This window comes from Paraburkholderia sp. J12, from assembly GCF_905220215.1.
Lineage (GTDB): Bacteria > Pseudomonadota > Gammaproteobacteria > Burkholderiales > Burkholderiaceae > Paraburkholderia.
This window is the reverse complement of sequence record NZ_CAJMZC010000004.1, coordinates 35,816-61,298: the sequence shown is the minus strand read 5'-3', so window position 1 is coordinate 61,298 and position 25,483 is coordinate 35,816. Positions and strand designations below refer to the sequence as shown.

At 64.4% G+C, this 25,483-nt stretch carries 25 protein-coding genes; 19 read left to right on the top strand and 6 right to left on the bottom strand.

The features are described 5' to 3' along the window. Nucleotides 1-2: 2 nt before the first annotated feature. The 3 genes from U5760_RS11365 to U5760_RS11355 form a co-directional block, all read right to left on the bottom strand. Nucleotides 3-1,337 (bottom strand): sensor histidine kinase, encoded by a 1,335-nt coding sequence (locus U5760_RS11365; protein WP_322011809.1) that lies wholly within the window; start codon nt 1,335-1,337, stop codon nt 3-5. Between the two features lie 22 nt (nt 1,338-1,359). After that, nucleotides 1,360-2,748: a class I SAM-dependent methyltransferase gene (locus U5760_RS11360; RefSeq protein ID WP_322011808.1), complete on the bottom strand. Its 1,389-nt coding sequence runs from the start codon at nt 2,746-2,748 to the stop codon at nt 1,360-1,362. Between the two features lie 583 nt (nt 2,749-3,331). Then, entirely contained in the window at nt 3,332-4,153 is an 822-nt protein-coding gene (locus U5760_RS11355) for a hypothetical protein (RefSeq protein WP_322011806.1), read from the bottom strand. A 303-nt stretch (nt 4,154-4,456) separates the two neighbouring features. Between U5760_RS11355 and U5760_RS11350 the strand changes: the two genes are divergently transcribed. The 8 genes from U5760_RS11350 to U5760_RS11315 all read left to right on the top strand — a co-directional run bounded on the left by U5760_RS11350 (nt 4,457) and on the right by U5760_RS11315 (nt 9,504). Next, entirely contained in the window at nt 4,457-5,689 is a 1,233-nt protein-coding gene (locus U5760_RS11350) for a SpoIIE family protein phosphatase (protein WP_322011805.1), read from the top strand. 14 nt (nt 5,690-5,703) lie between these two features. After that, on the top strand, nt 5,704-6,267 hold the full coding sequence (locus tag U5760_RS11345) for a SiaB family protein kinase (RefSeq protein ID WP_322011804.1): 564 nt from the start codon (nt 5,704-5,706) through the stop codon (nt 6,265-6,267). A gap of 18 nt (nt 6,268-6,285) precedes the next feature. Continuing rightward, nucleotides 6,286-6,672, top strand: a complete 387-nt coding sequence (locus U5760_RS11340; RefSeq protein ID WP_322011803.1) for a DUF1987 domain-containing protein — start codon at nt 6,286-6,288, stop codon at nt 6,670-6,672. Between the two features lie 11 nt (nt 6,673-6,683). Further along, nucleotides 6,684-7,445 (top strand): GGDEF domain-containing protein, encoded by a 762-nt coding sequence (locus U5760_RS11335; protein ID WP_415914094.1) that lies wholly within the window; start codon nt 6,684-6,686, stop codon nt 7,443-7,445. A 527-nt stretch (nt 7,446-7,972) separates the two neighbouring features. Beyond that, a complete protein-coding gene (locus U5760_RS11330) occupies nt 7,973-8,116 on the top strand; it encodes a hypothetical protein (protein ID WP_322011802.1) in 144 nt (47 codons plus the stop codon). A gap of 101 nt (nt 8,117-8,217) precedes the next feature. After that, entirely contained in the window at nt 8,218-8,364 is a 147-nt protein-coding gene (locus U5760_RS11325; protein ID WP_322011801.1) for a hypothetical protein, read from the top strand. 76 nt (nt 8,365-8,440) lie between these two features. Continuing rightward, on the top strand, nt 8,441-8,737 hold the full coding sequence (locus U5760_RS11320) for a hypothetical protein (protein WP_322011800.1): 297 nt from the start codon (nt 8,441-8,443) through the stop codon (nt 8,735-8,737). A 26-nt stretch (nt 8,738-8,763) separates the two neighbouring features. Continuing rightward, nucleotides 8,764-9,504, top strand: a complete 741-nt coding sequence (locus U5760_RS11315; RefSeq protein WP_322011799.1) for a transporter substrate-binding domain-containing protein — start codon at nt 8,764-8,766, stop codon at nt 9,502-9,504. 21 nt (nt 9,505-9,525) lie between these two features. Here the strand turns inward: U5760_RS11315 and pstS are convergent, their stop codons facing one another. The 3 genes from pstS to U5760_RS11300 form a co-directional block, all read right to left on the bottom strand. Continuing rightward, the gene (pstS, locus tag U5760_RS11310; protein ID WP_322011798.1) at nt 9,526-10,617 is read right to left on the bottom strand and encodes a phosphate ABC transporter substrate-binding protein PstS; all 1,092 of its coding nucleotides are present in this window, start codon (nt 10,615-10,617) and stop codon (nt 9,526-9,528) included. An 87-nt stretch (nt 10,618-10,704) separates the two neighbouring features. Beyond that, the gene (locus U5760_RS11305; RefSeq protein WP_322011797.1) at nt 10,705-12,192 is read right to left on the bottom strand and encodes an MFS transporter; all 1,488 of its coding nucleotides are present in this window, start codon (nt 12,190-12,192) and stop codon (nt 10,705-10,707) included. 242 nt (nt 12,193-12,434) lie between these two features. Continuing rightward, entirely contained in the window at nt 12,435-12,830 is a 396-nt protein-coding gene (locus U5760_RS11300) for a nuclear transport factor 2 family protein (protein ID WP_322011796.1), read from the bottom strand. A gap of 245 nt (nt 12,831-13,075) precedes the next feature. On the opposite strand from U5760_RS11300, the gene U5760_RS11295 reads away from it, so the two are divergent. The 11 genes from U5760_RS11295 (at nt 13,076) to U5760_RS11245 (ending at nt 25,448) form a co-directional block, all read left to right on the top strand. Beyond that, a complete protein-coding gene (locus U5760_RS11295; RefSeq protein WP_322011795.1) occupies nt 13,076-14,017 on the top strand; it encodes a MurR/RpiR family transcriptional regulator in 942 nt (313 codons plus the stop codon). After that, on the top strand, nt 14,014-15,042 hold the full coding sequence (locus U5760_RS11290; RefSeq protein WP_322011793.1) for an isoaspartyl peptidase/L-asparaginase: 1,029 nt from the start codon (nt 14,014-14,016) through the stop codon (nt 15,040-15,042). The genes U5760_RS11295 and U5760_RS11290 overlap by 4 nt, the downstream gene beginning before the upstream one ends. A 38-nt stretch (nt 15,043-15,080) precedes the next feature. Further along, nucleotides 15,081-17,006 carry a dipeptide ABC transporter ATP-binding protein gene (locus U5760_RS11285; protein WP_322011792.1) on the top strand — a complete coding sequence of 642 codons (1,926 nt, stop codon included), beginning with the start codon at nt 15,081-15,083 and terminating at the stop codon, nt 17,004-17,006. Between the two features lie 56 nt (nt 17,007-17,062). Beyond that, nucleotides 17,063-18,625, top strand: a complete 1,563-nt coding sequence (gene gsiB, locus U5760_RS11280; protein ID WP_415914093.1) for a glutathione ABC transporter substrate-binding protein GsiB — start codon at nt 17,063-17,065, stop codon at nt 18,623-18,625. A 74-nt stretch (nt 18,626-18,699) separates the two neighbouring features. Further along, a complete protein-coding gene (gene gsiC, locus U5760_RS11275; protein WP_322011791.1) occupies nt 18,700-19,620 on the top strand; it encodes a glutathione ABC transporter permease GsiC in 921 nt (306 codons plus the stop codon). A gap of 7 nt (nt 19,621-19,627) precedes the next feature. Beyond that, a complete protein-coding gene (gsiD, locus tag U5760_RS11270) occupies nt 19,628-20,533 on the top strand; it encodes a glutathione ABC transporter permease GsiD (RefSeq protein WP_322011790.1) in 906 nt (301 codons plus the stop codon). Continuing rightward, nucleotides 20,530-21,651 carry a P1 family peptidase gene (locus U5760_RS11265; protein WP_322011788.1) on the top strand — a complete coding sequence of 374 codons (1,122 nt, stop codon included), beginning with the start codon at nt 20,530-20,532 and terminating at the stop codon, nt 21,649-21,651. The genes gsiD and U5760_RS11265 overlap by 4 nt, the downstream gene beginning before the upstream one ends. Then, complete coding sequence (locus U5760_RS11260) at nt 21,648-22,475, top strand: M55 family metallopeptidase (protein ID WP_322011787.1); 828 nt, start codon at nt 21,648-21,650, stop codon at nt 22,473-22,475. Before U5760_RS11265 ends, U5760_RS11260 begins: the two co-directional genes overlap by 4 nt. 85 nt (nt 22,476-22,560) lie before the next feature. Then, nucleotides 22,561-23,805 (top strand): MFS transporter, encoded by a 1,245-nt coding sequence (locus U5760_RS11255; protein ID WP_322011786.1) that lies wholly within the window; start codon nt 22,561-22,563, stop codon nt 23,803-23,805. Further along, nucleotides 23,802-24,686 carry an alpha/beta hydrolase gene (locus U5760_RS11250; RefSeq protein ID WP_322011785.1) on the top strand — a complete coding sequence of 295 codons (885 nt, stop codon included), beginning with the start codon at nt 23,802-23,804 and terminating at the stop codon, nt 24,684-24,686. Before U5760_RS11255 ends, U5760_RS11250 begins: the two co-directional genes overlap by 4 nt. Before the next feature lie 27 nt (nt 24,687-24,713). Beyond that, a complete protein-coding gene (locus tag U5760_RS11245; RefSeq protein ID WP_322011783.1) occupies nt 24,714-25,448 on the top strand; it encodes a metallophosphoesterase family protein in 735 nt (244 codons plus the stop codon). Nucleotides 25,449-25,483 lie beyond the last annotated feature (35 nt).

Below are 25,483 nucleotides of genomic sequence, written 5' to 3'. Positions count from 1 at the left end.
TCTCACGTCGCCCGCGACAGATCGAAACTGAACGCGGCCCAGCTACCCAGTTCGCTCTCGGCGTACAGCAGGCCGCCATGGCGCTCGATCACGGCATAGCTGATCGACAGCCCGAGGCCCAGGCCCTGCCCGACGTCGCGGGTCGTAAAGAACGGCTCGAACACGCGTGCGAGGTGCTCGTCGGCGATGCCCGGCCCGTTGTCGCGCACCGTCACGTGCAGCCGATGCTCCTCCCAGCGGGCGGCGATGCGGATGGCCGGCTCGGCCGTCCCCGCCTTGCGCATGGCCAGCGCGGCATTGGAGAACAGGTTGATCAGCACGCCGACGATGGCGGCCTCGTCGCCCTGCACCAGCGTATCGGGCGGCAGCTCGCGGACCACGGCCACGCCGCGCAGCTCGTGCCCGATCAGCCGGAGCGCCGAATCGAGCGCCCTTTCGAACAGGAAGGGTGTTTTGGCTTCGGCCTCGGCGTCGGCCTTGCGATACGCGAAGGTCTTCAGGTCCGCCACGATATGCTGGATGCGTTGCATGCCCTGCTTCGCATCGACGAGACACTCCTGCAATACCGGTTCCGCCTTGGCCGCGGGTTCCTCCAGCGCGACCTCGATCGCCATCAGGCAGAAGTTCACCGGGTTATTGACCTCATGCAGCAGGCCCGCAGACAGCGTGCCGATGGCCGCCATCTTTTCCTGCTGCAGCAGTTGCCCCTTGATGTCGAGCAGCTTGCGGTTGATCGCTTCGAGTTCGCCGTTCTTCTCGGACACTTCGGCCTTCAGGCGGAACAGCGAGAAGCGGATCCGCTCGTTGAAGAAGGTGTAGACCGCGCTCGCGGCAGCGGCGAACAACAGGAGCAAGGCGTTCACGGTCATCGTGCCCGTGGACGCAATACCGCCGGGATGCAGCAGGCAGGCCGCCAGATAGAGGCCGCAGGAGAGCACGCCGAACACCAGGTTCTGCCATAAGCCGAAGGGCAGCGCGATGCCGGAAGCGAAAATGGCGAGGTTCAGCCCCATGAAGTACGGCGACAGAACACCGTCAGTTCTCCAGATCATCCAGGAAATCATGATCTGCGGCAGCAGCAGCCACGACAGCGTCAGCCACGGGGCGAAACGCCGCCCCACCGTGCTGCCCAGCAGGATCACGATGCCGCCGATCAGCAACGAGACGAACAGACGCGCGGCGGTAAACGACGTCAGCAGTTGGGGATACTGCGCATAATCCAGTCCCACGCCCAGCAAGACGAGCACGATGGCGGTATAGGCGCCGCCACGGCTGAAAGTCACGCGGAAATCGGCCAGTTCAGCTTGATAACCTGTGTGCAGTTGAGCGGTACTCATGAATGAGGTGTCTGCCGACGTTTTATAGGATCGTGGCTTCCGCGAACACATTCACTCCGGTCTCGTCGACATAGAGCTTGTGTTCGGCCGATTGTGCGGGCAGCAGTGCGCGCATGCCGCTCTCGTTCCGGTAGATCAGATACCACTCGAGCAGATGCTCCATGCCGTACTTCTCGGGGTTCGCCGAGTGTACGTTAGTCACCAGCAACTGGCCGCCGGATCGTGTACGTGATGCGAAATAGTTAAGGAGCCGCGCGCAGACCTTGTCCGAGAGGTAATCGAAGAGGCCTGCGCAATACACTGCGTCGAATTCGCGCAGCGACTCGTCGGATGTGAGCCGGCGCTTGAGCAGATCATGCACCGACTGGTGCACCATTTCCAGCGAGACCTTGTGCCCCGCCGCGCTCGCCGCCCGTTCGATCGAGGCTTTCGTGAAGGCCAGGGTTTCCTCGCTGAAGTCGATCAACTGGAACGACAGAAGGTCGGGTTGCGCATATTCGCGCACGAAGCGCTGAATTTCGAAAGCCGGCCCGCAGCCGACATTGAGTATGCGAAACGGCCTGCCGGCCGCGCGCGCGGCTTCGGCCTGGCGCGTGAGAAAGTCGATCAGCAGGGCGATGCGGTTGCGGTGGGCGGTCGCCACGGCAGCCTGGAGGAACGCGGTATTGACGATCTGGAAGTAGGTCGTGGGGCCCTGTTGCGGATCGCTCAGGATCTGGTTGACCATTTCGTAGTCGCCGGCATAACCCAGCGGCTTGGTAAAGGTGCGGTAGACAAAGGGCGCGCGCAACAACAACGGATGCAGCGCCGATTGCGCATAGGCGCGGTGAATGGGCGCCAGCTCGGCATCGACCCGCTCGGCTTCGCCCTCGAGCCGGTCGAGGTAGGACTTGACCTTGAGCATGATGGGCGTGGCCAGCTCGTAGAACAGATCCTCGCGCAGCTTGCCGTCGATCTTCGGCAGGCTCTCCGTCAAATCGACCTGCTCGACCCAGCGCGACACTTCCGAGAGAAACGCGCGCATCTCGTTCACCACGATCTGATAGTCGCGCCGGATATTGAAGCGCGCGTCCCAGTCGCTGATGAAGAGTTCGGCTTCCCGCCCGACCGACTTCGGCTCGCCCGGCAACACGCTGAGCTCGCGCCACTCGTCGATCAGTGCGAGCGACACCACGGCGGTCAAACCCGTGTTCACGAGACTGACGACGACTGCCTTGCCCAGATAGGCATTCTTGCTGCCCATCCGCACGGTCAGGTCGCTCAGGACCTCGCTGACCTGGACGATCGAGTACGGGTTGTAGATCTCCATCACCAGAGACTTTCTCTGGAGATTGATGATGGTCCCACGCACCTGCTCGCGCTGCGAGTTGCGGAAGCTGACTACCGGATCGATTTGCGTCTGAGAGTACACGGTATAGGAACCTGAGGAATCCGGAAAACGCAGTTGAGTATCGAATGCAGCCTGGTCGCGGGTAGCGTGTCTGCCACATCGAACACGAGCCGTAGACAGGGTTCGTGGCAGCCTCGCCAAGCCGGCTCCCTACCCTTTGCCCGCGCGGCTCCGACACTTTTTGAGTGTAACATTAATAGGGTCAACCCTTAGCCCCGCCATAAACCGTGTACGGGCCACGGCCGCGTGCCTGCGCCGCTGTTGCTCATTTCATCATTGCGCCGGACGGCGAAGCACCGGCGTGCGATGTCGCTGTCCAATACTACCGGGAAAGATATAACGGTCGAGTAAAGCGTTTCGGGGGAAAACCCAGGAGCGGTGGGCGGCGACGCGCGGCAAAAAGCGGCATCCGCGCGCCGTGGGACAGTCACGGTCGCGCGGGGTATCGCCGTTCACGGAGACACGCTATCGGTCGTGGAAAGGGAAGGCATGGATTCCCGGTTGCCGATGCGGCGCATGCCGATTCTCAAAGGCCGCAATAGTGAGGCGCGAGGCGGATCGAGCCAGGATGCACCTGACCGCGTACCGGCCCGCCCCACAACAATCAAGCCGTCTCGTGCAACCCGACCGATGTCGCTTGAGAAGGAAAGAAGTTCGGCAATGCACTGCCGTCGAACACATTGAACTTCACGGCGCCCGCTATCGTATGGCCGGCCGGCCCCACGTACGTGTCCGTGCCGTATGCCACCGCCTGCGCGCTTTGCATGAAGCTCAGGAAACCCGTGGCGCTGCCAGGGTTCTGGGTCAGGTCGATTTTCGCTCCGCCCGGCGCATAATAAGGGCCGTCCTTGAACATGCCCTGGGCACCGGCTTCGCCCATTTGATGGAAGAGCTGCATGAAGCTCACCATCCCGTCGGCCTCGTTGCTGACCGACTGGGTTTGCGCGTCGGTCAGGGGCGTGCCGTCCGCAGCGGCCCACGCCGCATATCCACCCACCGCGTCCTGATGAAACGCGTTGACGGCCTGGACCAGCGTGCCGTTACTGTTGAGCAGATTTTGCAGCCACGCCTTGTCGCTATCGCTCAAGGTATTGGACGTCACCTTGATCGAACCGTTGTCGGACTGGAAATCGAACTGGGCATTCGCAAGATCCGGGCGCTGCTGCACCACGGCCTGCATCGACGCAACCAGCGCATTCGCCACATCCTGCGCATCCTGGCCCGTGCGGAAATTCATGCTCATGGCATCCAGATACTGGCTGACCCGGCCTTCGGTCAGTTGCGCGGTGACTTCGGTCACGGAAACGATCGATGACGCGGCGGCGTTGGCCGTCGCGGAACTTTGATTCGACGCGACGGCGCCGGGATTCGATGCGTTATTCGATGCGATCGCCGCATTACTCGACGGACTGATGGAAAGACTCATCTTCTCCTCAATCATATGAAGAATTCCATCGGTTTAACGGCGCCTTGCCGGAGAACTTTAGGGATTTTGTCATATTGACGCATCGATATCGTAAGGTACGCCATTTCGCCCGCCTCCTGCGAATTCGCCACCGTCACCCTCGTTTTTTCCGCGAAAAGACCCCTAAAACCCCCGCAAACGTTAGCGGCCGGGCCACCGGATACCGCAAACGCACCATCGCACCATTTCTATTAACGGCGTAACGAAACTGACATAAATAGCCTTTAGCGTGCTGGTTTTCCTCATGGTCAGGAGCGGATCGCCATGCATCCCGCGCTTGCGCAATTTCGTCGTCCGGGAGTATCCGCTGGCCCGCGAAGCGCCGGTGATCTGGCTCAGGAAGTGCCGGCCATCGACGCCGCCGATTCGAATTCTCTCGTCATGGAGATTTTCTATTCGCGGCCCGATATGGTCAGTCTCGCCGTGGTCGAGGAAGACCGCCCGATCGGCTTGATCAACCGGGACATCTTCCTCTCGAAGATGAGCAAGCCGTTTCACCGCGAGCTCTACGACAAGAAGAGCTGCATTGCCTTCATGGACAAGGAGCCGCTGATCGTCGACGCCGACATGACCATCGAGGCGCTCACGTTCCGCACGGTCGAGGTGGGCGAGAAGGCGCTGGTGGACGGTTTCATCGTGACGCGGGAAGGCCGCTTCGCGGGCGTCGGCAACGGCCTGCGCCTGCTTGGCAGCGTGGCGGAAATGCAGGCGCAGAAGAACCGCGAGATCATGCAGAGCATCGAGTATGCAAGCGTGATCCAGCAGGCCATGCTGCGCGCCTCGCGCGACACGCTGACCACCACGCTGCCCGATTCGGCGCTCCTCTGGGAGCCGCGCGACGTGGTGGGCGGCGACTTCTATCACTTCTCCGCGTTCGCCGACGGCTGGTTCGGCGCCGTGGCCGACTGCACGGGGCACGGCGTGCCGGGTGCGTTCATGACCCTGCTCGCCTCGGCCTCGCTCTCCCAGGCGCTCGAGCAGATCGGTCCGCGCGATCCTTCGGCGCTGCTTGGCGCCGTCAACCGCAACGTGAAGAGCCTGCTCGGGCAGATCAACGGCAGCGGCGACGCCTCGCAGTCCAACGACGGGCTCGACGCCGCCTTCTTCTGGTTCGACGCCGCCCGCCAGCAGGTGTCGTTCGCGGGTGCGCGCGTGGCGCTGTACGTGCTGCGGCCCGACGCAGCCGAATTCGAAATCATTGCCGGCGAGCGCATGGGCGTGGGTTATGTGGACAGCCTCGCGGACTACGCATGGACGCTGCATACGGTCGAGGTTCCGCGCGGCAGCCTGCTGTTCGTTTCGACGGACGGCATGACCGACCAGATCGGCGGTCCGCGCAAGATCGCCTTCGGCAAGCGCCGCGCGCTCGAACTCATTCTGGGCCGGCGCGAAAATGCACCGGCCGCGATTTGCGCCGGCTTGCTCGAAGCGCTCGCGAAGTGGCAAGGCACGCAGTCCCGGCGTGACGACGTCACGCTATTTTTTGCACGTGTTTAAGGTACTCCACGACTATGTCTGTCACTCTGGATCAGCATAGCTGCTTCTTTGAAATTGCCCAGCAGCGCAACCTGATTTTCTATCACAAAGGCTATTTCTCGCACAGCATCGTCGCCGCGATGAGCGAGGTGGTGAAGCTGCAACTGGAAGTGGCCGGCGTGAGCACATCGGGGCGCAGAAAGATCTTCTCGTCCTTTATCGAACTCTCGCAGAATATCGTGCACTATTCGTCCGACTCGCTGCCCGAAGCCACGGCGCAGGGCGGCGCGATCCGCGAAGGCGCGATGTGCATTTCCAGCGACGGCGAGCGTCATCTGATGGTCTGCATCAACCCGATCGCCACGCATGCCGTGGACGATCTGCGCGAAAAGCTCGAACCGCTGCGCAATATGTCGATCGAGGAAATCAAGCAGGCCTACAAGACGTCGTTGCGCGCCGAGACGCCGACCGACAGCAAGGGCGCGGGCCTCGGCTTCCTGACGATGGCGCGCGACGCGAGCGCCCCGCTGGAATTCGCCTTCTATCCGCGTGAAGACGATTCGGGCACGACGCTCTTTTGCCTCAAGACCATTATCTGACCAGGGTCCGCGTACAGAATGGAAAATCTTTTCATTGCCGCCACGGCCACGTCGCCGGAAATCGACTTCCGCTTCGACCAGAACGTGCTTGCGCTGCGAGGCGAGTCCTATCCCGAGAATGCGGCTGCGTTCTACGCGCCCGTCATGGAGGCGCTCAACGCGTGGCTCGCGGGTTGCTCGGCCGCCGAAATCATGGTCGAGGTCACGCTCACCTACTTCAACAGCTCCAGCACCAAGATGCTCTTCAGCATCTTCGACGCGCTGGACCGGGCCGCTTCATCCGGCAACCGGGTGCAGGTGAACTGGTATCGCGATGAGGAAGACGAAATGATCCTCGAGTTCGGCGAAGAGCTCCAAACCGACTTCACGGCGATCCAGTTCAACGATTGCCCGGTTGCAACTTGAGTACGGCCGTGGTGACCCCGGCCACTCCCCGGAACGCGTCGCCCGACGACGCACCGGACCTCTTTCGCAACGAGAGCGAAGCGCTGGAACGGGCCCGGGCCATGTGCGCGGACCCTGGCGCCGAAGCGGAAAGCTATCGCGAGGCGCTGGGGGAACTCATTCGCCACTACGAACGCCTGATGCGCGAAACGCGCCGCCTGATCGGCCGCAGCGATCGCGCCGAGCGCGACATGCAGGCGCTGACCCAGCAACTGCAGTTTCGCGCGACGCACGACGCGCTGACCGGCGTGCTCAACCGCAGCGCCGTGATCGAGCGCACCGTCAAGGCGCTGCGCACGAACCGGGCCGTGATGGTCCTGCTCGATATCGACGACTTCAAAAAGGTCAACGACGACTTCGGCCACCCTGCCGGCGACGCCGTGATTCTCGGCATCGTCAACTGCCTGCGGCAGATCCTCGGCGCGGCCGGCATCATCGGGCGGGTGGGCGGCGAGGAATTTACGGTCGTCCTGCCGGGCGCCGATATCGCCGATGCCTTGCCGCTTGCCGAGCGCATGCGCGAGGCCATCGCCAACCATGTGTTCCCGGCGCCGGTCAGCCGGCACATCACGGCCAGTTTCGGCGTGAGCAACAATCCCGCGGGCACGGACTTCGGCACGGCTTATGGCATGGCGGACGCCGCCCTCTATGCAGCAAAACGGGGCGGCCGCAACCGGGTGGCGTTCGATCCGGACAACCCGACCAGCAACGTTGCCAATACACCGTCTGTGTGAAAAAACGTTGACGCCAAAATATCGGGTCATCTATCCTTTCATTATTCACATTTTTGGGGCTCATGCCTTGGACAGTAGCTGTAGTCGATCTAAGAGCCGTTTGACCGCCTGACCCCGCAAGACGTCCGCGCTTTTTTCCTTGCCGCCGTCTTGCCAGCAGGCAGACGGTGCGCGTCGCAGTGTTGTTGCTCCCCGTGCACCTTTCGAGCGCCATGTGGCCGCCGGGTATCCGCACGCCCGCGTTGCCCGCATGGCTTGAATCCGTACGCCTTGCGTGCGGGATGCGTCTATTCACGCACTTTTGACCGGCGTGCAGCGGCGCATGAACTCATACGTGCGCGACACGCGCAACAAGGAGCCGACATGCCGGACAGCGACAGTTATCCCTTATGCCACTCGAGTTTTCCTTTGAGTCATTTCATTGAGGAAAGCGCGTAGACGTCTTTTGCCGCGCCCACGCTGCGCGCACTCCGCCGTCTACCTGCTTTCCGCGTAACGCGTTAAAGCCTGACGCACGGAGATACACCATGAATTTCGGCCTCCTTCTTTCGAATCTTCCCCACGTCGAAGAATCGCGCCCCTACTACGACACCATGCTGTCGCTGCATACGCGTGAACCGCACCGGTTCGCCGCGTTCTGGCGCAATCTCAAGCGCTTCGTCGCTTCCTGATTTCAATGTTTCGGCCGGCTTGCTTCGATGTTTGCTTCGCGGCTCGCATCTCGGCTTGCATCGATCCGCAAGCCGGCCCGATCAACCGGAAGGAGATTGCGATGACTGAAGTCTGGGTTGGGCTTCTCGTGGGCGCGTTCGCCTGTGCCATTGCGGCCATGCCCATCGTCGCCCGTTTTCGTCCCGGCACGCTCCGGGAGCGGTTGCTTGCGCCACGCGGTCCGCGTATCTGGCGCATTCACCGGTAATGCCCGCATGGAGCGCCGGCTTGCAGTCCTGCGCTCCGTGTCCCAAGTTGTCTCGTCGCTACGGGGAGAAACCAGAATGAAACAACGTTCTTCACTCGATATCTGTCTGCCGCTTGCCGTATTCCTCGCGGCCTGCGCGCTTTCGATTCCCACCCTCGTCATTGCCTTGACCTGGCTGACCCTCGGCGTCTGCTCGATCGGCCACCGCGCACTGAACGACTTTCCGACCGTGGGCATTCCGCGCCGATGGCTCAGAGGCCCGCGCCGCGGCTGCCTGTGGTTCTATCATCTCGCCTGGTGGCCGCGCTATACGCCGGTGAACCTGCGTGCGTTCGCGGGGCGTCTTTCCAGGGCCGGTAAAGCAGTTCGATAAGTCGGGATCCTTTCCGCGGGAGCGCAATGAAAGTCACGATCGCGTACATAGAAGAACCGCCGTTCGGCTGGACGGGGACCGGCGAGCTTGCGACAGGCGCCGACATCGAGCTTGCGCAGAGCATCCTCACGGCAATCGGCGTGACGCGCATCGAGTATCACCTCACGACGTTCGGCGAATTGCTGCCCGGCGTACAGGCGGGTCGGTGGGACATGAACGTTCCGCTATTCGCGACGGCCGAACGCGCCGCGCTGGTGGCATTCAGCCGGCCTGTCTGGGCGATTCACGACGGCTTTCTGGTTCGCGCAGGAAATCCGAAAACGCTCGACAGCTATGCGTCCATGGCGGCGAGGGACGATGCCCGCCTAGGCATCATTGCCGGACAGGTGCAGCACGAGTCGGCGAAGGCATCGGGTGTGCGCGAGGAGCAATTCGTCATCTTCAAGACACAGCCCGATGCCATCGCCGCGCTGCGCTCCGGTGAGATCGATGCGTATGCCAGCACGTCCCTCGGCAATCGTATTCTGGCGGCGCGCCTCGGGCATGCGGAATTCGAAGCCGTCGAACATGGAACACATGGCCCGGGAAACCAGCGCCCGCCAGTGGGCGCGTTTTCGTTCAATAGCGGCAATGACCGCCTGTTGAACGCAGTGAACGCGCAGCTTCGCGCGTACCTGGGCTTCGACGATCATCGCCGCCGCATGGCGAAGTACGGCCTGACCGACAATGAGATCGATCCGGCCATTGCGGTCACGGGCGCGACATGAACCCGCAACGGCGCGCAACCGCTACTTGATCGACTGAATCTGCGCCTGGCTCAGTTCCCAGGTATGCGGCGGCAAGGGAATGAAATGCGCCGCGGTCAACCAGGCCTCGTTGTCTTCGGACGGCACGATCGCCCACAGCAGGAACCGGCGAATGGCCGCGGCCGTTGCCGGATCGGGCTGCTTCGTCGAAACCACGGCGTACTCGTAGTTCACGAGCGGATACGAGCCGCTGGCCGGCGCGAACACCAGCGTGAGGCGCTCGTCGGGCGGCGTGCGCGCGCCAAGCGAGGCCGCGCCCGCCATGATCGTCTCTCTTGTCGGCAGGACGAATTCCCCTGCCCCGTTCTTCAACGCCGCCGTGCCGAGTTTCGCCGCTGCGATGCTGTCGCTATAGCTCACCCCCACGTAACCTATCGAATAGTCGGTGGACTGAATCGCCTTCACCATGCCGGCGTTGCCCACTGCCGTCATGCTGGCCGGCACGCCGGGCCAGTCGATGGTCGTGCCGTATCCATGATCGCTCTCCCACGAAGGCGTGGAAAACGTCAGGAACTGCGTGAACACGAAGGTATCGCCCGAACCCTCGGCACGGCGGATGGGCACGATCGCGTGATGAGGCAGCGCGATACCCGGATTGAGCGCCGCGATCTGCGGCGCATCCCAGGAGCGCACGGTGCCCGAATAGATCCCCGCCAGCGTCGGGCCATCCAGCTTCAGATGCATCGCGTTCAGCCCGGGGACGTTGTAGTTGATCGTCTGGGCGGCAATGGCCAGCGGCACGTTGATGATCTGCGGATTCTGGTGAATCGCCGCATCCGACATGTAGGCATCCGAAGCACCGATATTCACCTTGCCGGCGATCACCTGCTGGATGCCCGCCTCGGAACCGGTCGCGCCGATGTTGATCTGAACACCGGGATGTGTGCGCGTGTACTGCGCCACCCAGGTCGTGAAGACCGGATACAGCAGCGTCGAACCGGTTTCGCTGAGTGTGGTCTCCTGTGCGAAGCCGGGCGCGCTCGCCAGCATCGCGAACGCTGCTGCGCCTAGCGCTCGTGCAACCAGCCTGCACCACCGCAGCCAGACTCTCTCACGCTTATGCGGGTATGCCATGCGAATCTCCGTGCCCTTGTTGGGAAGCTCTTGTCTGAATCGCGTACCGCATCACGGCCGCGAAATGGCGTGCAAAGCAGCGTGCGTTCAGCGGCCGATCTCGTCGAGGTTCACCCCGTTGGTCTCGATGCGGAACAGCCAGGTCACCACGGCGCCGAGGATCGACGTGCCGACGAGAATGTAGAGCAGCGGACCCGTGCCGATGGTGCTGAGCAGGATCGGGAACAGAAAGGCCGTGGCAACGGCGCCGATCTTGCCCACCGCCGCGGCGAAACCCGCACCCGTTCCGCGGATCGACGTGGGGAACACTTCGCCGGCCAGCAGATAGGTTTGCGCGTTCGGCCCGAGGTTGGTCATGAAATTGAACAGCATGAAGCCCGCGAAGATCATCGCGGTTTTCGTCGCGCCATCGAAGCCGTCCGAGAGCGACGCGATCAGCAACCCGGCCGCGCAGCCAATGAAGCCGATGACCTGCAGCCAGATCCGCCCGAACCGGTCCGCGAGCATCACCGCGAAAATAATGCCGATGATGAGCAAGCTAGTGATCAGCGCGGCGCCCTTGGCGGCGAGGATGTCGTTGAGAATCAGGTCGGCGACGCTGCGCACGTGATCGGGCTTGGCGCCGAACGCCGCGGCCAGAATCGTGGGCGTGAAGATGCCGATGCCGTACGTGCCCAGATCCTGCAAAAACCAGGGCGCCGAAGCAAAGATCGTCGCGCGCAGATTCTTGCGCTCGAAAAGCGCGAGAAAGCTGCCCTTCTCGTGCGCGCCCTTGCCCACCACCACGAACTCGCGCGCCAGCACGATTTCAGCCGGATATTGCGGAGAACGAACCAGCAGGCGGCGCGCCGCCAGTTCCGCGCGTTCGGTCGCGCCGCGCACGTGCAGCCAGTTCGGGCTTTCGGTGATGAAGAAGCGGCCGATGGTGACGAGCAAGGCCGGAAAGATCGCCGTGCCGTACATCCAGCGCCAGGCATCGAGGTTCGGCACGATCGAAAGCACCAGAAAACCGACGCCGGTTCCGGCCAGTGCGCCCACCGCCTGGAACGCGAACGCCGCGAGCACCAGCTTGCCGCGGCTCGTGCTCGGAATGCTCTCGGAGATGATCATGTGGGCCGTCGGATAGTCGCAGCCGAGCGCCACGCCCAGACCGAACAGGCAGATCACCAGCGAAACAAAGTTGGTGCACAGAACCAGCAGCACGAGGAACGCAACGAAGATGATCATCTCGACGATGAACATCCGTTTGCGCCCGAAGTAATCAGACATCCCACCGAGACCCACGGCACCCACGAGAATGCCGCACAGGCTCGCCGCGCTGATGAAGCCGTTCTGCGCCGCACTGATGCCGAACTCGCGCGAGATCAGCGGCAGTGCCACGCCGGTCATGAACACCACAAAACCTTCGAAAAACTTGCCGGCTGCTGCAAGCGACCAGATGCGCCACTGCATGCCCGTCATCGGAATCGTGGGTAGCCGTGTGCCGTCCGGCCACATCGGCCGCTCGTCGATGTATTCCTGTACCGACTTGACCGCTGCCTTTCGCAAGTCATCCGTAGCCGCTGCGTCGTGCATATGTAAGCTCCTCGTCAGATGAATACCGTTGCAGCGGCGATTCGCGTGCAAACGGTCGCGATTTCGTGACGGGAGAGTGACACCCGTGGGTGTCGTGCGCATGACAGGCGGCGAGGAAATGTGCGCGCCAGGGAGAACCCGTTGGGGAAATCTGCAACGAAAACTCTAACTCTCCCGCGGGGCACGGTGCAAGAGCGCCCACGCCGCCGGGGGCCGCCGCTCAGGATCGATCGACGCGGCTTTCAGCCTCGCGCCGCCCTCGCTCGCAACTGCGGCACCCCAATCTTGAACCAGGCTTTCGCGATCTTCCCGTTGGCGATTTCGTAGATGGCAATCACATCGACTTCGCCCAACCCTTCGGGAAAGTTGCGCGTGACCCGTTCATGATCGACCACCATGCTGCCGACCGTGCAACGGTGCAGCAACATCCCGAACAGATCCGGCTCGCGAAAGCGCGCCACATGCCGTTCGCGAATCTGCTGCGCACCGCTGGCGAGCAGGCGATCGGGAAATTCGTAGTACTCGCAATCATCGGCCCACCACTGCATGAAGGCTTCGATGTCGCGAGCGTTGTAGGCCTCGAGTTGTTGCTGGACGGGGAAGGTTGCGGCATCGGCAACCGGTAGTTCAGTGGACATCTTGCCTCATCGGGTCGATGAAACGAGTACCGCCTCGTTTCGGACCGACCATCTTGGCGGACACCCCCCGAAATCGAAGCCGGTTCTGCCTCCCGTCCATTTGCCGTCGCTCGTCCCGGCGCGTGGAAGCGCGTTATTCTTAGCTCGCCCAGGGGAAACCCTGTAGGCGTGAAAATTTATTTTCGAGTAAATTTCCTCGTGTAATTATTTTTTCATCACTCAGCCCCCCGTTGCCCAACCGAACCATGGCTCGACACTCCGCCGCTTCGCCGCCTGCCGGACCCCTCATCGTGGAGCGCATCGCCGCGGCCATGCCCACGCTGACGCCCATCCACCGGCGCATGGCCGAATACGTGCTGGCCAACCTCTTTCACGCCGCGACCATGCGCATCGACGAACTGGCCCAGGCCGTCGACACCTCGGTGGCCACCGCCAACCGGTTTGCGCGCGCCCTCGGCTTCGACGGCTATCCGACCTTCCGCGAAGCCCTCGTGCGCGGGTTCGAGGCAACGCTTGCGCCGGTCGAGCGCCTGCGCTCCGCCCAGGCGTCGCCCGCCAGCGGCGGGGAACTGCTCGGCGCCTCGCTGGCCCAGGCCGAGATCAATCTCCAGCACACGCGAGCATCCATCGACAATGCGGCCGCGGAAGCCGCGGTCGAGGCGATCGTCGCAGCGCGCCGCGTGTTCGTGATCGGCTCGGGCGCGAGCGCGTTCCTGGCGAGCCTGATGGAGCACGGCTTGCTGCCCTACCACGACAATGTGCAATCGCTCGCGCTCGTCGGCGGCCCCACGCATGCCGCGCGACGCCTGTTCAGCGCCGGCAGGGACGATCTCGTGATCGGCATTGCGTTTCCCCGCTACGTCGACGACACGATCGAACTGTCGCGCCGCGCCTCGAGCCTCGGCGCACGCGTGCTCGCGCTCACCGACAGCCCCGCGTCGCCGCTCGCGCAGTTCGCCGACCTCGCGCTCTACATCCGCTCCGAACGCCGCCTCGCCGCCAATTCGGATGCCGCCGTGCTCACCGTGATCGAAGCCCTGTGCGATGCCGTCGCGCATCGCACGAAGCGCTCGGTGCAGGCCGCAACCGAAATGACCGAATTCGTCCTGCCCTGGCTCACGGCCGAGCGGCCCGCTGCCGCGCCCAGGCCTGCGTCCCCATCGAAACGAGCAAAGAAAACCTCATGAAGTCCAACGCAGTGATTGCAATCCATGGCGGCGCCGGCACGATCCTGCGCACGTCGATGTCGGCGCAAGCCGAAGCCCAGTACCATGCCGCGCTGCACGACGTACTGCTGGCTGGCCAGCGCATTCTCGCGGATGGCGGCCACGCGCTCGACGCCGTGACCGAAGCCGTGCGCCTGCTCGAAGACTGTCCGCTCTTCAATGCCGGGCGCGGCTCGGTGTTCACGGCCGATGCGACGCACGAACTCGACGCCTCGATCATGGATGGGCGCACGCTCGAAGCCGGCGCGGTGTGTTGCGTGAAGCGCCTGCGCAATCCGGTTCTCGCGGCCCGCCGCGTGCTGGAATGCAGCGAACACGTCCTGTTCACGGGCGAAGGCGCAGAAGCCTTCGCGGCAGCCCAGGGGCTGGCACTCGTCGACCCGGATTACTTCCACACCGACGCCCGTTATCGCCAGTGGCAGCTTGCCCACGACCGGCAGCAAACCATGCTCGATCACGACGGCGCCTCGCGCGCGTCGCTCCCCGCTGACGCAGCCGCAGTCGCAGTCGCAGTCGCAGTTGCAGCCGACGCGCAGGAGCCCACGCCTCAGGAACCGCTCGACCCCAACCGCAAGTTCGGCACGGTCGGTGCCGTCGCGCTCGATGCGCAGGGCCACCTGGCCGCGGCCGCCTCGACGGGCGGCATCACCTACAAGCAACCGGGCCGCGTGGGCGACACCCCGCTCATCGGCGCGGGCTGCTACGCCAACGACGCCACCTGCGCCGTTGCAGCAACCGGCGCGGGCGAAATGTTCATGCGCATGGTGGCCGCCTACGACGTCTCCGCCCAGATGGCTTATCGCGGCGCGACGCTCGAAGCCGCCGCCAACGACGTCGTCATGAACCAGCTGTTGCGCATCGACGGGCGCGGCGGACTCATCGCCGTGGATCGCGAAGGCAACGTCGCCCTGCCCTTCAATACGGAAGGGATGTATCGCGGTTACGCCCGGGTCGGCGAAACCTGCATCACGGACATTTACCGGTAGCGATACGCCGCCGGACGAACTGGAAGGAGTGCCGCACCGTGCAAATTTCTCAGTTATCCTTAAAAAACTCCGGAGAGACACTTCCCGCGCAGCGCATCGTGGCCGTCGATAGCCTCTCGGTGTCTTTTCGTCGCGCCGGTGCGACCTTCGAAGCGGTGCGCAACCTGTCGTTCGCGGTGGATCGCGGCGAAACGCTGGCCATCGTAGGCGAATCGGGCTCCGGCAAATCCGTGACATCGCTGGCATTGATGCGCCTCGTCGAGCACGGCGGCGGCACGATCGCAGGCGGCCGCATCGACTTCCGGCGCCGCAACGGCCAGGTCGTCGATCTCGTGCGCGCGCCGTCTGCCGCGATGCGCTCGATTCGCGGCGCGGACATCGCAATGATATTCCAGGAGCCGATGACCTCGCTGAATCCGGTGTTCACGGTCGGCGACCAGATTGCCGAAGCCATCGCACTTCATCAGGGCAAGAGCCGCAGCGAAGCGCACGCGGAAACGCTGCGCCTGCTCGATCTCGTGCGCATTCCCGAAGCGCGGCGCGTGGCGGCGCGCCATCCTCACCAGCTCTCGGGCGGTATGCGGCAGCGGGTCATGATCGCCATGGCGCTCTCGTGCAAGCCCGCTTTGCTGATCGCCGACGAGCCGACCACCGCCCTCGACGTCACGATCCAGGCACAGATTCTTCAATTGATTCGCAGCCTGCAAAACGAAATGAACATGGCCGTGATCTTCATCACGCACGACATGGGCGTGGTGGCCGAAGTCGCCGACCGTGTGCTCGTGATGTATCGCGGCGAGAAGGTCGAGGAAGGCATTTCCGCGCAGATTTTCGACACGCCGGCCCATCCTTATACGCGCGCACTCCTTGCCGCGGTGCCGCGACTCGGCTCGATGACGGGCACCGACGCTCCCGCGAAATTCCCGGTGCTCGCGTATGGCGCGACCCAGGCAGGCGCCGCACCCGTTGCCAACGAAGCCACGCATGACGACGCCCCCGCCGGCACGGACCCCGAACCGCGCACATTGGACACCCCCGTCCTGCGCGTGCGCGATCTCATCACGCGCTTTCCCGTCAAGAGCGGCCCGTTCGGCAAGGTCACGGGCCAGGTGCATGCCGTCGAACGCGTGAGCTTCGATCTGTATCCGGGCGAAACGCTCGCCCTCGTCGGCGAATCCGGTTGCGGCAAGTCCACCACCGGCCGCTCGCTGCTGCGCCTCGTCGAAAGCCAGAGCGGCTCGATCGAGTTCGCCGGCAAGGACATCGGCACCTTGCAAGGCAGCGCGCTGCAGGCGCTGCGGCGCGATATCCAGTTCATCTTCCAGGATCCGTTCGCCTCGCTCAATCCGCGGCTGACCGTCGGGTTTTCGATCATGGAACCGCTGCTCGTGCACGGTGTCGCGAGCGGCGAGCAGGCCCAGGCCCGCGTGAGGTGGCTGCTCGAGCGAGTCGGACTGCCCGCCGAGGCGGCGCGCCGCTATCCGCACGAATTTTCCGGCGGTCAACGCCAGCGCATTGCGATTGCGCGCGCCCTCGCACTGAATCCCAAAGTGGTGATTGCCGACGAATCGGTCTCCGCGCTCGACGTTTCCGTGCAGGCGCAAATCGTCAACCTCATGCTCGATCTGCAACGCGAACTGGGGGTGGCGTATCTGTTCATTTCGCACGACATGGCCGTGGTCGAGCGCGTGAGTCATCGCGTGGCCGTGATGTATCTCGGCCAGATCGTCGAGATCGGCCCGCGCCGCTCGATCTTCGAATCGCCGCAGCATCCCTACACGAAAAAGCTCATGGGCGCGGTGCCGGTTGCCGATCCCGCGCGGCGCCACGTGCAGCGCACGATCGCCGTGGACGAGTTGCCCAGCCCGATCCGCGCGCTGGGCGACGAGCCCGAACTGGCGCCCCTCGTCGCCGTCGGCCCGCAGCATTTCGTGGCCCGGCACCGCGTAGGCGGCATCTACTGACGTATCGACGGAAATTCGAACTTAAGCTTCGCTCAATCAACCAGGAGTCCTGAATGATGAACCCGCTTTGGCTGTCTTCCCCACCCGGCCTGCGCACATGGATCGCCGGCAGCGCCATGGTATTCGCCACGCTCGCGAGCGGCACGGCGCACGCCGATCAAACGGCGGTAATGGCCGTCGATGCCACCTTCTCCACGCTCGACCCGTACGACGCCAACGACACGCTTTCGCAGGCGGTGTCGAAGTCGTTCTATCAAGGGCTCTTCGGTTTCGACAAGGACATGAAGCTCGTGAACGTGCTGGCCACGAGCTACGAAGCCAGCCCCGATGCGCGCGTCTACACGTTCAAGCTGCGCCCCGGCGTCAAGTTCCAGGACGGCACCGACTTCAACGCGGCCGCCGTCAAGGCCAACTTCGACCGCATCACCAATCCGGCGAACCACCTCAAGCGCTACAACATGTTCAGCCGGATCGACAAGACGGAAGTGATCGACCCATACACCGTGAAGGTCACGCTGAAAACGCCGTTTTCGGCCTTCGTCAACGTGCTCGCGCACCCGTCGGCCGTGATGATATCGCCCACCGCCATGAAAACCTGGGGCAAGGACATCGGCTTTCATCCGGTGGGAACCGGGCCGTTCACGTTCGTCAAATGGGACCCGGCCGGCGACCTGGTCGTGAAGAAGTTCGCGGGCTACTGGAAGAAGGGCTATCCGAAGATCGACGCCATCGACTGGAAGCCCGTGGTGGACAACAACACGCGCTCGGCGCTGATGCGCACCGGCGAGGCCGACTTTGCCTTCCGCATTCCGTTCGAACAGGCGGCCGCGTTGCAGTCGAGCCCGAAAGTCGACGTGGTGGCCACGCCGTCGATCATCCAGCGCTACGTGAGCCTCAACATGTCGAAGAAGCCGTTCGACGATCTGCGAGTACGCGAAGCGCTGAACTACGCCATCAACAAGGACGCGCTCGCGAAGGTCGCCTTCTCCGGCTACGCCATCCCGAGCGACGGTGTGCTGCCGCAGGGCGTCGATTATTCGGTCAAGCTCGGCCCATGGCCCTACGACCCCGCCAAGGCCCGCGAACTGCTGAAGGCGGCGGGCTACCCGAACGGCTTCGAAACCACCTTGTGGTCGGCCTATAACAACTCGACTTCGCAGAAGGTCATCCAGTTCGTCCAGCAGCAGCTCGCGCAGGTGGGCGTGAAGGCGAATGTCGAAGCGCTCGAAACGGGCCAGAGCGTGGCCCGCGTGGAGAGCGCCCAGGATCCGGCCACGGCGCCCGTGCGGATGTACTACATCGGCTGGTCCTCTTCGACCGGCGAAGCGGACTGGGGCATCAGCCCGCTGCTGGCGACGGTCTCGCAGCCGCCCAAACAGATGAATACGGCCTACTACTCGAACCCCGCCGTGGACACCGATCTCTCGAAGGCGCTCGAAACGACGGACCGCGCCCAGAAGGCCGCGCTCTATGCCGATGCGCAAAAACGCGTCTGGGCCGACGCGCCGTGGATCTTCCTCGTGAAAGAGAAGGTCGTTTATGCGCACAGCAAGCGTCTTTCCGGCGCCTACGTGGCGCCGGACGGTTCGTTCAACTTCGACGATATCGCCCTCCAGTAACGGCGCCGGTCCGATCCGCCCCAGCCGTAAGCAGTGCGAACCGGACCCTGCGCCACCAAGCGGACTTTCCTGCCATGCTGAATTTTCTGCTCAGACGCCTGCTGGGCCTCCTGCCGACTCTCCTGATCGTCGCGGTGCTGGTGTTTCTGTTCGTGCATCTGCTGCCGGGCGATCCCGCGCGCCTCGCTGCGGGGCCCGAGGCGGACGACGCCACGGTCGCGCTCGTGCGGGCGGACCTCGGTCTCGACAAACCGTTGCCCGAACAGTTCGTGCATTTCTTCACGCGCGTTCTCGAAGGCGACTTCGGCACCTCGATGCGCAGCAAGCGCCCCGTTGCCGTCGAAATCGGCGAGCGCTTCATGCCCACGCTCATGCTGACGCTCGTGAGCATGGCATGGGCCGTGGTGTTCGGAATGACGATCGGCATCGTCTCTGCGGTGTGGCGCAATCGCTGGCCCGATCGTCTCGGCATGGCAATTGCCGTGTCCGGCATCTCGTTTCCGGCTTTTGCGCTCGGCATGGTGCTCATGGAGGTGTTCTCCGTCGAGCTCGGCTGGCTGCCGGTGGTGAGCGACGGCACCTGGCGCAGTTACGTGCTGCCTTCGCTCACGCTGGGCGCCGCGGTGGCTGCCGTGATGGCGCGCTTCACGCGGGCGTCCTTCGTCGAGGTGCTGGGCGAAAACTTCGTGCGCACGGCGCGCGCCAAGGGCGTGGCGGAACCGCTCGTCGTGCTGCGCCACTGCCTGCGCAACGCCATGATTCCCGTGGTCACGATGATGGGCCTGCAGTTCGGCTTCCTGCTCGGCGGCTCGATCGTGGTCGAGGTCGTGTTCAACTGGCCGGGGCTCGGGCGGCTGCTCGTGGACTCGGTGTCGATGCGCGACTACCCGGTGATCCAGGCGGAAGTGTTGCTGTTCTCGCTGGAATTCATCGTCATCAATCTCATCGTCGACGTGCTTTATGCCGTCATCAACCCCACCATCCGTTTCAAGTGAGGACCGCATGAACACGACCACCGGCCACCCGGGCGCCGCTTCGCCCGTGCGCGGCGAGCAAGCGGTTCGCTCGCCCTGGAGCGAGTTCTGGCGCAAGTTCCGCAAGCAGCACGTGGCACTCGCCGCCGGTCTCTTCGTACTCCTGCTCGTTATTCTCGCGCTGCTCGCGCCGCACATCGTTCCCTACGATCCGGAGAACTACTTCGACTACGATGCGCTCAATGCCGGCCCCTCCGCCGCCCACTGGTTCGGTGTCGATGCGCTCGGCCGCGACATCTTCAGCCGCATCCTCGCGGGCACGCGCATCTCGCTCGCCGCGGGCTTTCTCTCGGTCGCGCTCGGCGCCGTGGTGGGCACGTTCTTCGGCCTGCTCGCGGGCTATTACGAAGGCGGGTGGGACCGCATCACCATGCGCGTGGCCGACGTGCTCTTCGCCTTTCCCGGCATCCTGCTCGCCATCGGCGTGGTGGCGATACTGGGCAACGGCATGATCAACGTGATCTGCGCCGTGGCGATCTTCAGCATCCCGGCCTTCGCCCGGCTCGTGCGCGGCAACACGCTGATGCTCAAGCATCTCACCTACGTCGAAGCGGCGCGCAGCATCGGCGCTTCGGACTGGACCATCATCATGCGTCATATCCTGCCGGGCACCGTGTCCTCGGTCGTCGTCTATCTGACCATGCGCATCGGCACCTCCATCATTACGGCGGCGAGCCTGTCGTTTCTCGGGCTCGGCGCGCAGCCGCCCACGCCCGAATGGGGCGCCATGCTCAACGAGGCGCGCGCGGACATGGTGACGGCGCCGCACATCGCCCTGTTCCCGAGCCTCGCCATCTTCCTCACCGTGCTGGCCTTCAACCTGCTCGGCGACGGCCTGCGCGACGCGCTCGACCCGAAACTCGACCGCCCATGACCCTGCCTCCCGCACGATTTCCCATGCCGCACGTCGGCGTGCTGCCCTCGGGCCCCAAAGGAACGATCGCCGACGTGGACGGCGTGCGCGTGGGGCATTGCACACTCGACCGCGGGCCGGTGCAGACCGGCGTCACCGCGATCCTGCCGCACGGCGACGACCTCTACCGCCGCAAGGTGCCTGCCGCGGCCGCCGTGATCAACGGCTTCGGCAAGAGCATCGGGCTCGTTCAGGTCGAAGAACTTGGCGTGCTCGAAACGCCCATCGCCTTGACGAATACTTTCGCCGTGAGCGCGGTCGCCCGTGCGCAGATTCGCGGGGCCGTGGCCGCCAATCTGCAGATCGGCCGCGAATGGCCTACGGTGAATCCGCTGGTTTTCGAGTGCAACGACGGCTACCTGAACGACATTCAGGCGCTGGCAGTCGAAGACGCGCATTACTTCAGCGCCTGTGCCGATGCCGGCGCCGAGGTCGCGCGCGGATCGATCGGCGCAGGGCGCGGCATGGCCTCGTTCGATCTCAAGGGCGGCATCGGCTCTGCCTCGCGCGTCGTCATGGCCGCCGGGCAAAGCCATACGGTGGGCGCGCTGGTGCTGGCCAACTTCGGCCGCCTGCCGATGCTGACGATTGCGGGCAGGCCGATCGGGCGCATGCTCGCGAGGCGCTTTCAGGCAAACCGGGAAGTGGACCGGGAAACGGGCCACGAAGCGGACCACGAAGCGGGCCACGAATCGCCCCCGGAGCAAGGCTCCATCATCATGATTCTCGCGACCGATGCGCCGCTCGATGCGCGCCAGCTCAAACGCTGCGCACTGCGCGCGGCCGCCGGACTCGCACGCACGGGCTCGGTGTACGGCCACGGCAGCGGCGATATCGCGCTCGCCTTCTCGACAGCCTCGTTCGTCCCGCACGACGCCGAGCGCATCGCGGCGCCGCCGCGTCTTGCCGACGCGCGGCTCGATCCCCTGTTCGCGGCCTGTGCGGACTGTGTGGAGCAGAGCGTTCTCGACGCGTTATGGCGCGCGACATCGGTTGTGGGCCGCGACGGCCATACCCGTCTCGCGCTGCACGAAGCCGTACCCGATCTCGCGCAACGGCTGGCGCCGGGGCAATCATGAAAGTCCTCGTTTCGACGGATATCGAAGGCGTGGCGGGCGTGTTCCACCCCGAGCAGACACGCGTGGGCAACGCCGAATACGAACGCGCGCGCCGCTGGATGACGGCCGAAGCCAACGCCGCCATCGAAGGCGCATTCGCGGGCGGCGCAAGCGAAGTCTGGGTCAACGACTCGCACGGCGGCTTTCGCAACCTGCTGCCCGACCGGCTCGATGCCCGCGCCCGGGTCGTGCTCGGCAAACCGCGCACGCTCGGCATGATGGCGGGCCTCGAATGCGGAGCCGCCCTCGTGTTCATGATCGGCTATCACGCGAGAGCGCAGAGCCGCGGCATCCTCGCGCATACCATCAATAGCGGGGCGTTCGCACAGATACGCATCGACGGCGCCGAGGTGGGCGAAGCCGAACTGTATGGCGCCGTCGCCGGGCAGTACGGCGCACGCGTGGCGCTGCTCTCCGGCGACGACGTGTTCGCCGCGCAAACGCAGCCGCGCTTTCCCGACGCGCGCTTCGTCGTCGTCAAGGAGGCCACGGGGCAGACGAGCGGCATTTCGGACTCGCCCGAGCGGGCCTGCGCCGCCATTCGCCATGCCGCGCAGGAAGCCATGCAGCGCGCTGCCGATGCATCCCATCCCGCCTCCCAGGGCAAACCCTCTCCCGTGCTATGCGAGCTCCGTACCACGACGCCGGCCTATGCCGACCTCTTCTGCCAATGGCCGGCACTCGAACGGATCGACGCCGTGACGCTGCGTTTCGAGGCCGCCAGCGCGGAGCACACGGTCCGGATGCTGAACTGTCTCTCCGCGATGTCGTTCATGCTGCGCTAAGTTGCCGGAGCGGCGGGGAGCCGTGCCGCGCTTTTGCTAGACTGGCACCCTTCCCGCAAAAAAATAACCGGCAACGAGGAGACAGATGAATTTCCCCGACAAATACCGGGTGCTGTTGATGGTCTGGTTGCTCCAGTTCGTCAACTACCTCGATCGCATCAACCTCTCGATCGCAGCGCCGACGATGATGAAGGAGCTGTCGATCAGCCCCGGTCTCTTCGGCTTCGTGCTCGCGGCCTTCACCTTCGGCTACGCGGTCGCCCAGATTCCGGGCGGCGCACTGGCCGACCGCTTCGGCGCGAAATGCATGCTGATCGTGAGCCCGGTGCTCTGGAGCTTCTTCACCGGCGCGACCGGTTTCGTCTCCACCGTGCTCGCGCTGATCGTGGTGCGCGTGCTGTTCGGCTTCTCCGAAGGCCTCTCGAACGGCGCGAGCTTCAAGTCGATCGGCGACTATTTCCCGCCGCAGGAACGCTCCACGGCCAACGGCGCCTATCTTTCCGCGCTGGCGCTCGGGCCGGCCTTCGTGGCACCGATCGCCGTCTGGTTCCTGATTCATACGGGCTGGCAAGGCATGTTCCGCTGGCTCGCGCTGCCGGGCCTCGCCATGGCGGTCCTCGTGGTGTTCCTGATCCCCTCGGCCAAAGCGCCGCGCCCCTTTGCCGCCGCAGACTCCGCAGAGAGCGCCTCGCATTCGGGATCGGGATCGGGATTCGGCGAAGTCATGCGTCTGCCGCGCTCGTGGATCATCTTCACGGCCTACCTCGCCTTCAACATCGCGTTCTGGGGTTACCTGGGCTGGATGCCGAGCTATCTTTCGATGGCGCGCCACATCGACATCAAGACGCTCGGCTTCGCGGCCTCGATTCCGTACTTCGCGGGCACCGTGGGCATGTTCGTGTTCGGCTGGCTCGGCAGCACCGTGCTGTACCGCCAGCGTTGCGTGCTGATCGCGGCCATCTATCTGTGCACCGCCGTCTGCCTCTACGTGACCTACAACGTGGATAGCGCGTTCAACAGCATCATCGGCCTTTCGGCGGCCGGGTTCTTCCTGTACGGCGGATTCGGCCCGCTCTGGTCCGTGGTGCTCGATCTCACGCCCGAAACGAGCCGCGGCGCGTTCTCGGGCTTCGTGAACTGCGGCGGCCAGATCGGCGGCTTCTTCGCGCCGATCGTGGTGGGCTGGATCGTCGGCAAGACCGCATCGTTTACCGGCGGCTTCATCTTCATGAACGTCGCGCTGGCCGTGGCCGCGGTGTGTTTCCTGCTGCTGCACACGCTCATGCGCTCGCAGCAGCCCACGGCGCTCGCTTCGGGCCGCACCGCGTGAGCACGAGCGCAAGCGCGAACGAGTCGCCGGTCCGCGAAGCCGAGGTGCTGGCCGGCGGCATCGTCACGCGTTACGCCACTGCCGGCACGCAGGGCCCGGCGGTGCTTCTCGTGCATGGGCGCAGCATCGGCGCGTCCGGCGCGACCGAGTGGCACGGGCTCCTGCCGCGCCTCGCCGCAGCCGGCTTTCGGACCTATGCGCCCGACCATCTTTCGATGGGCTGGACCGATCTGCGGCCGCACGCCTGGCCCACCGAGGGCTACGAGAGCCTGCTCGCGCACCTGCTCGCCTTTCTCGACGCGATGCGAATCGATCAGGCGCTGCTCATCGGCAATTCGATGGGCGCGTACCTGAGCGCGCGCCTCGCGCTCGATCATCCGGACAGGGTGCGCGCCGCCACGCTGATCGGCAGCAGAACGCTCGCGGCAGCGCTGGGGCTCGTGCCCACGCCCGCGCCGCGGATGCCGGACGAAGAGGACTGGCATCGCGAAGGCATTAGGCAACACCTGCTCACGCAATTCAACGATCCGGCGGCGTTGCCGCAAGCCCTGCTGGAAGCGCGCGTCCTCGCGGCGCAGCGGCCCGGCGTGCGCGAAGCGACCGAAGCCTTCGTCGCTGCGCTCAATGCGCGCGCCCGCGACGAAGCAGCGCGAGCGGCCTTCATGATCGACAAGCGATTGCCCGATACCCGCGTACCCATGCAATTCGTGTGGGGCGAGCGCGATGGCGTTGCCCCCGTCGAACTCGCGCATCGACTCGCACGTTTGCTGCCCGCCATTCCGCTCAGCGTGATCCCCGAAGCAGGTCATCTTTGCCATATCGAGCGCGCCGAAGCCGTCGCCCGTGTGGTCGTGCCGTTTCTGAAGCAGAATACGGCATGACCTGAAGACCCGCGGGACGCCATCGACATGAAAATCGCAGCCCTCTCCGATATTCACGGCAATCTGGCCGCGCTGAACGCGGTGCTCGACGACATCCGCCGGCAGGGGGCGGACGTCATCGTCAACCTGGGCGATATCCTCTCCGGCCCGCTTCACGCGTCCGAAACCGCCGACCTGCTCATCCCGCTCGCATGGCCGACCATCAAAGGCAATCACGAACGGCAACTGCTCGATACCGATCCCACCCGCATGGGCGCATCCGATCGCTTCGCCCATGCCACGCTGCGCAGCGACCAGTTCGCATGGCTGCACGCCCTGCCCGCCACCTTGCAGCTCGACGACGACGTGTTGCTCGTGCACGGCACGCCGCAAGACGACCTCACCTACTTCCTCGACACCGTCACCTCGAACGGATGCCGGACAGCCACGCACGACGAGGTCAGACGGCGTGCCGGCGATACCGATGCCGCGCTGATCCTCTGCGGCCATACGCATCTGCAGCGCTCGATGAAACTGGCCGATGGGCGCCTCGTCGTCAATCCCGGCAGCGTCGGGTTGCAGGCCTATGAAGACGAACGCCCGTTCCCTCACCGCATGGAAATGGGCTCGCCGCACGCCCGTTATGCCAACGTCACCCGAACCGCGCTGGGCTGGGACGTCGAGTTTCGCTCCGTGGCCTACGACTGGAGCACCGCCGCCAACCTGGCTGCCGCGAACGGCCGCCCGGAGTGGGCGGTCGCGCTACGCACCGGGCACTGCTGAATCGGCACCGGCGCCTATCCTCTGCAGTCCTGATC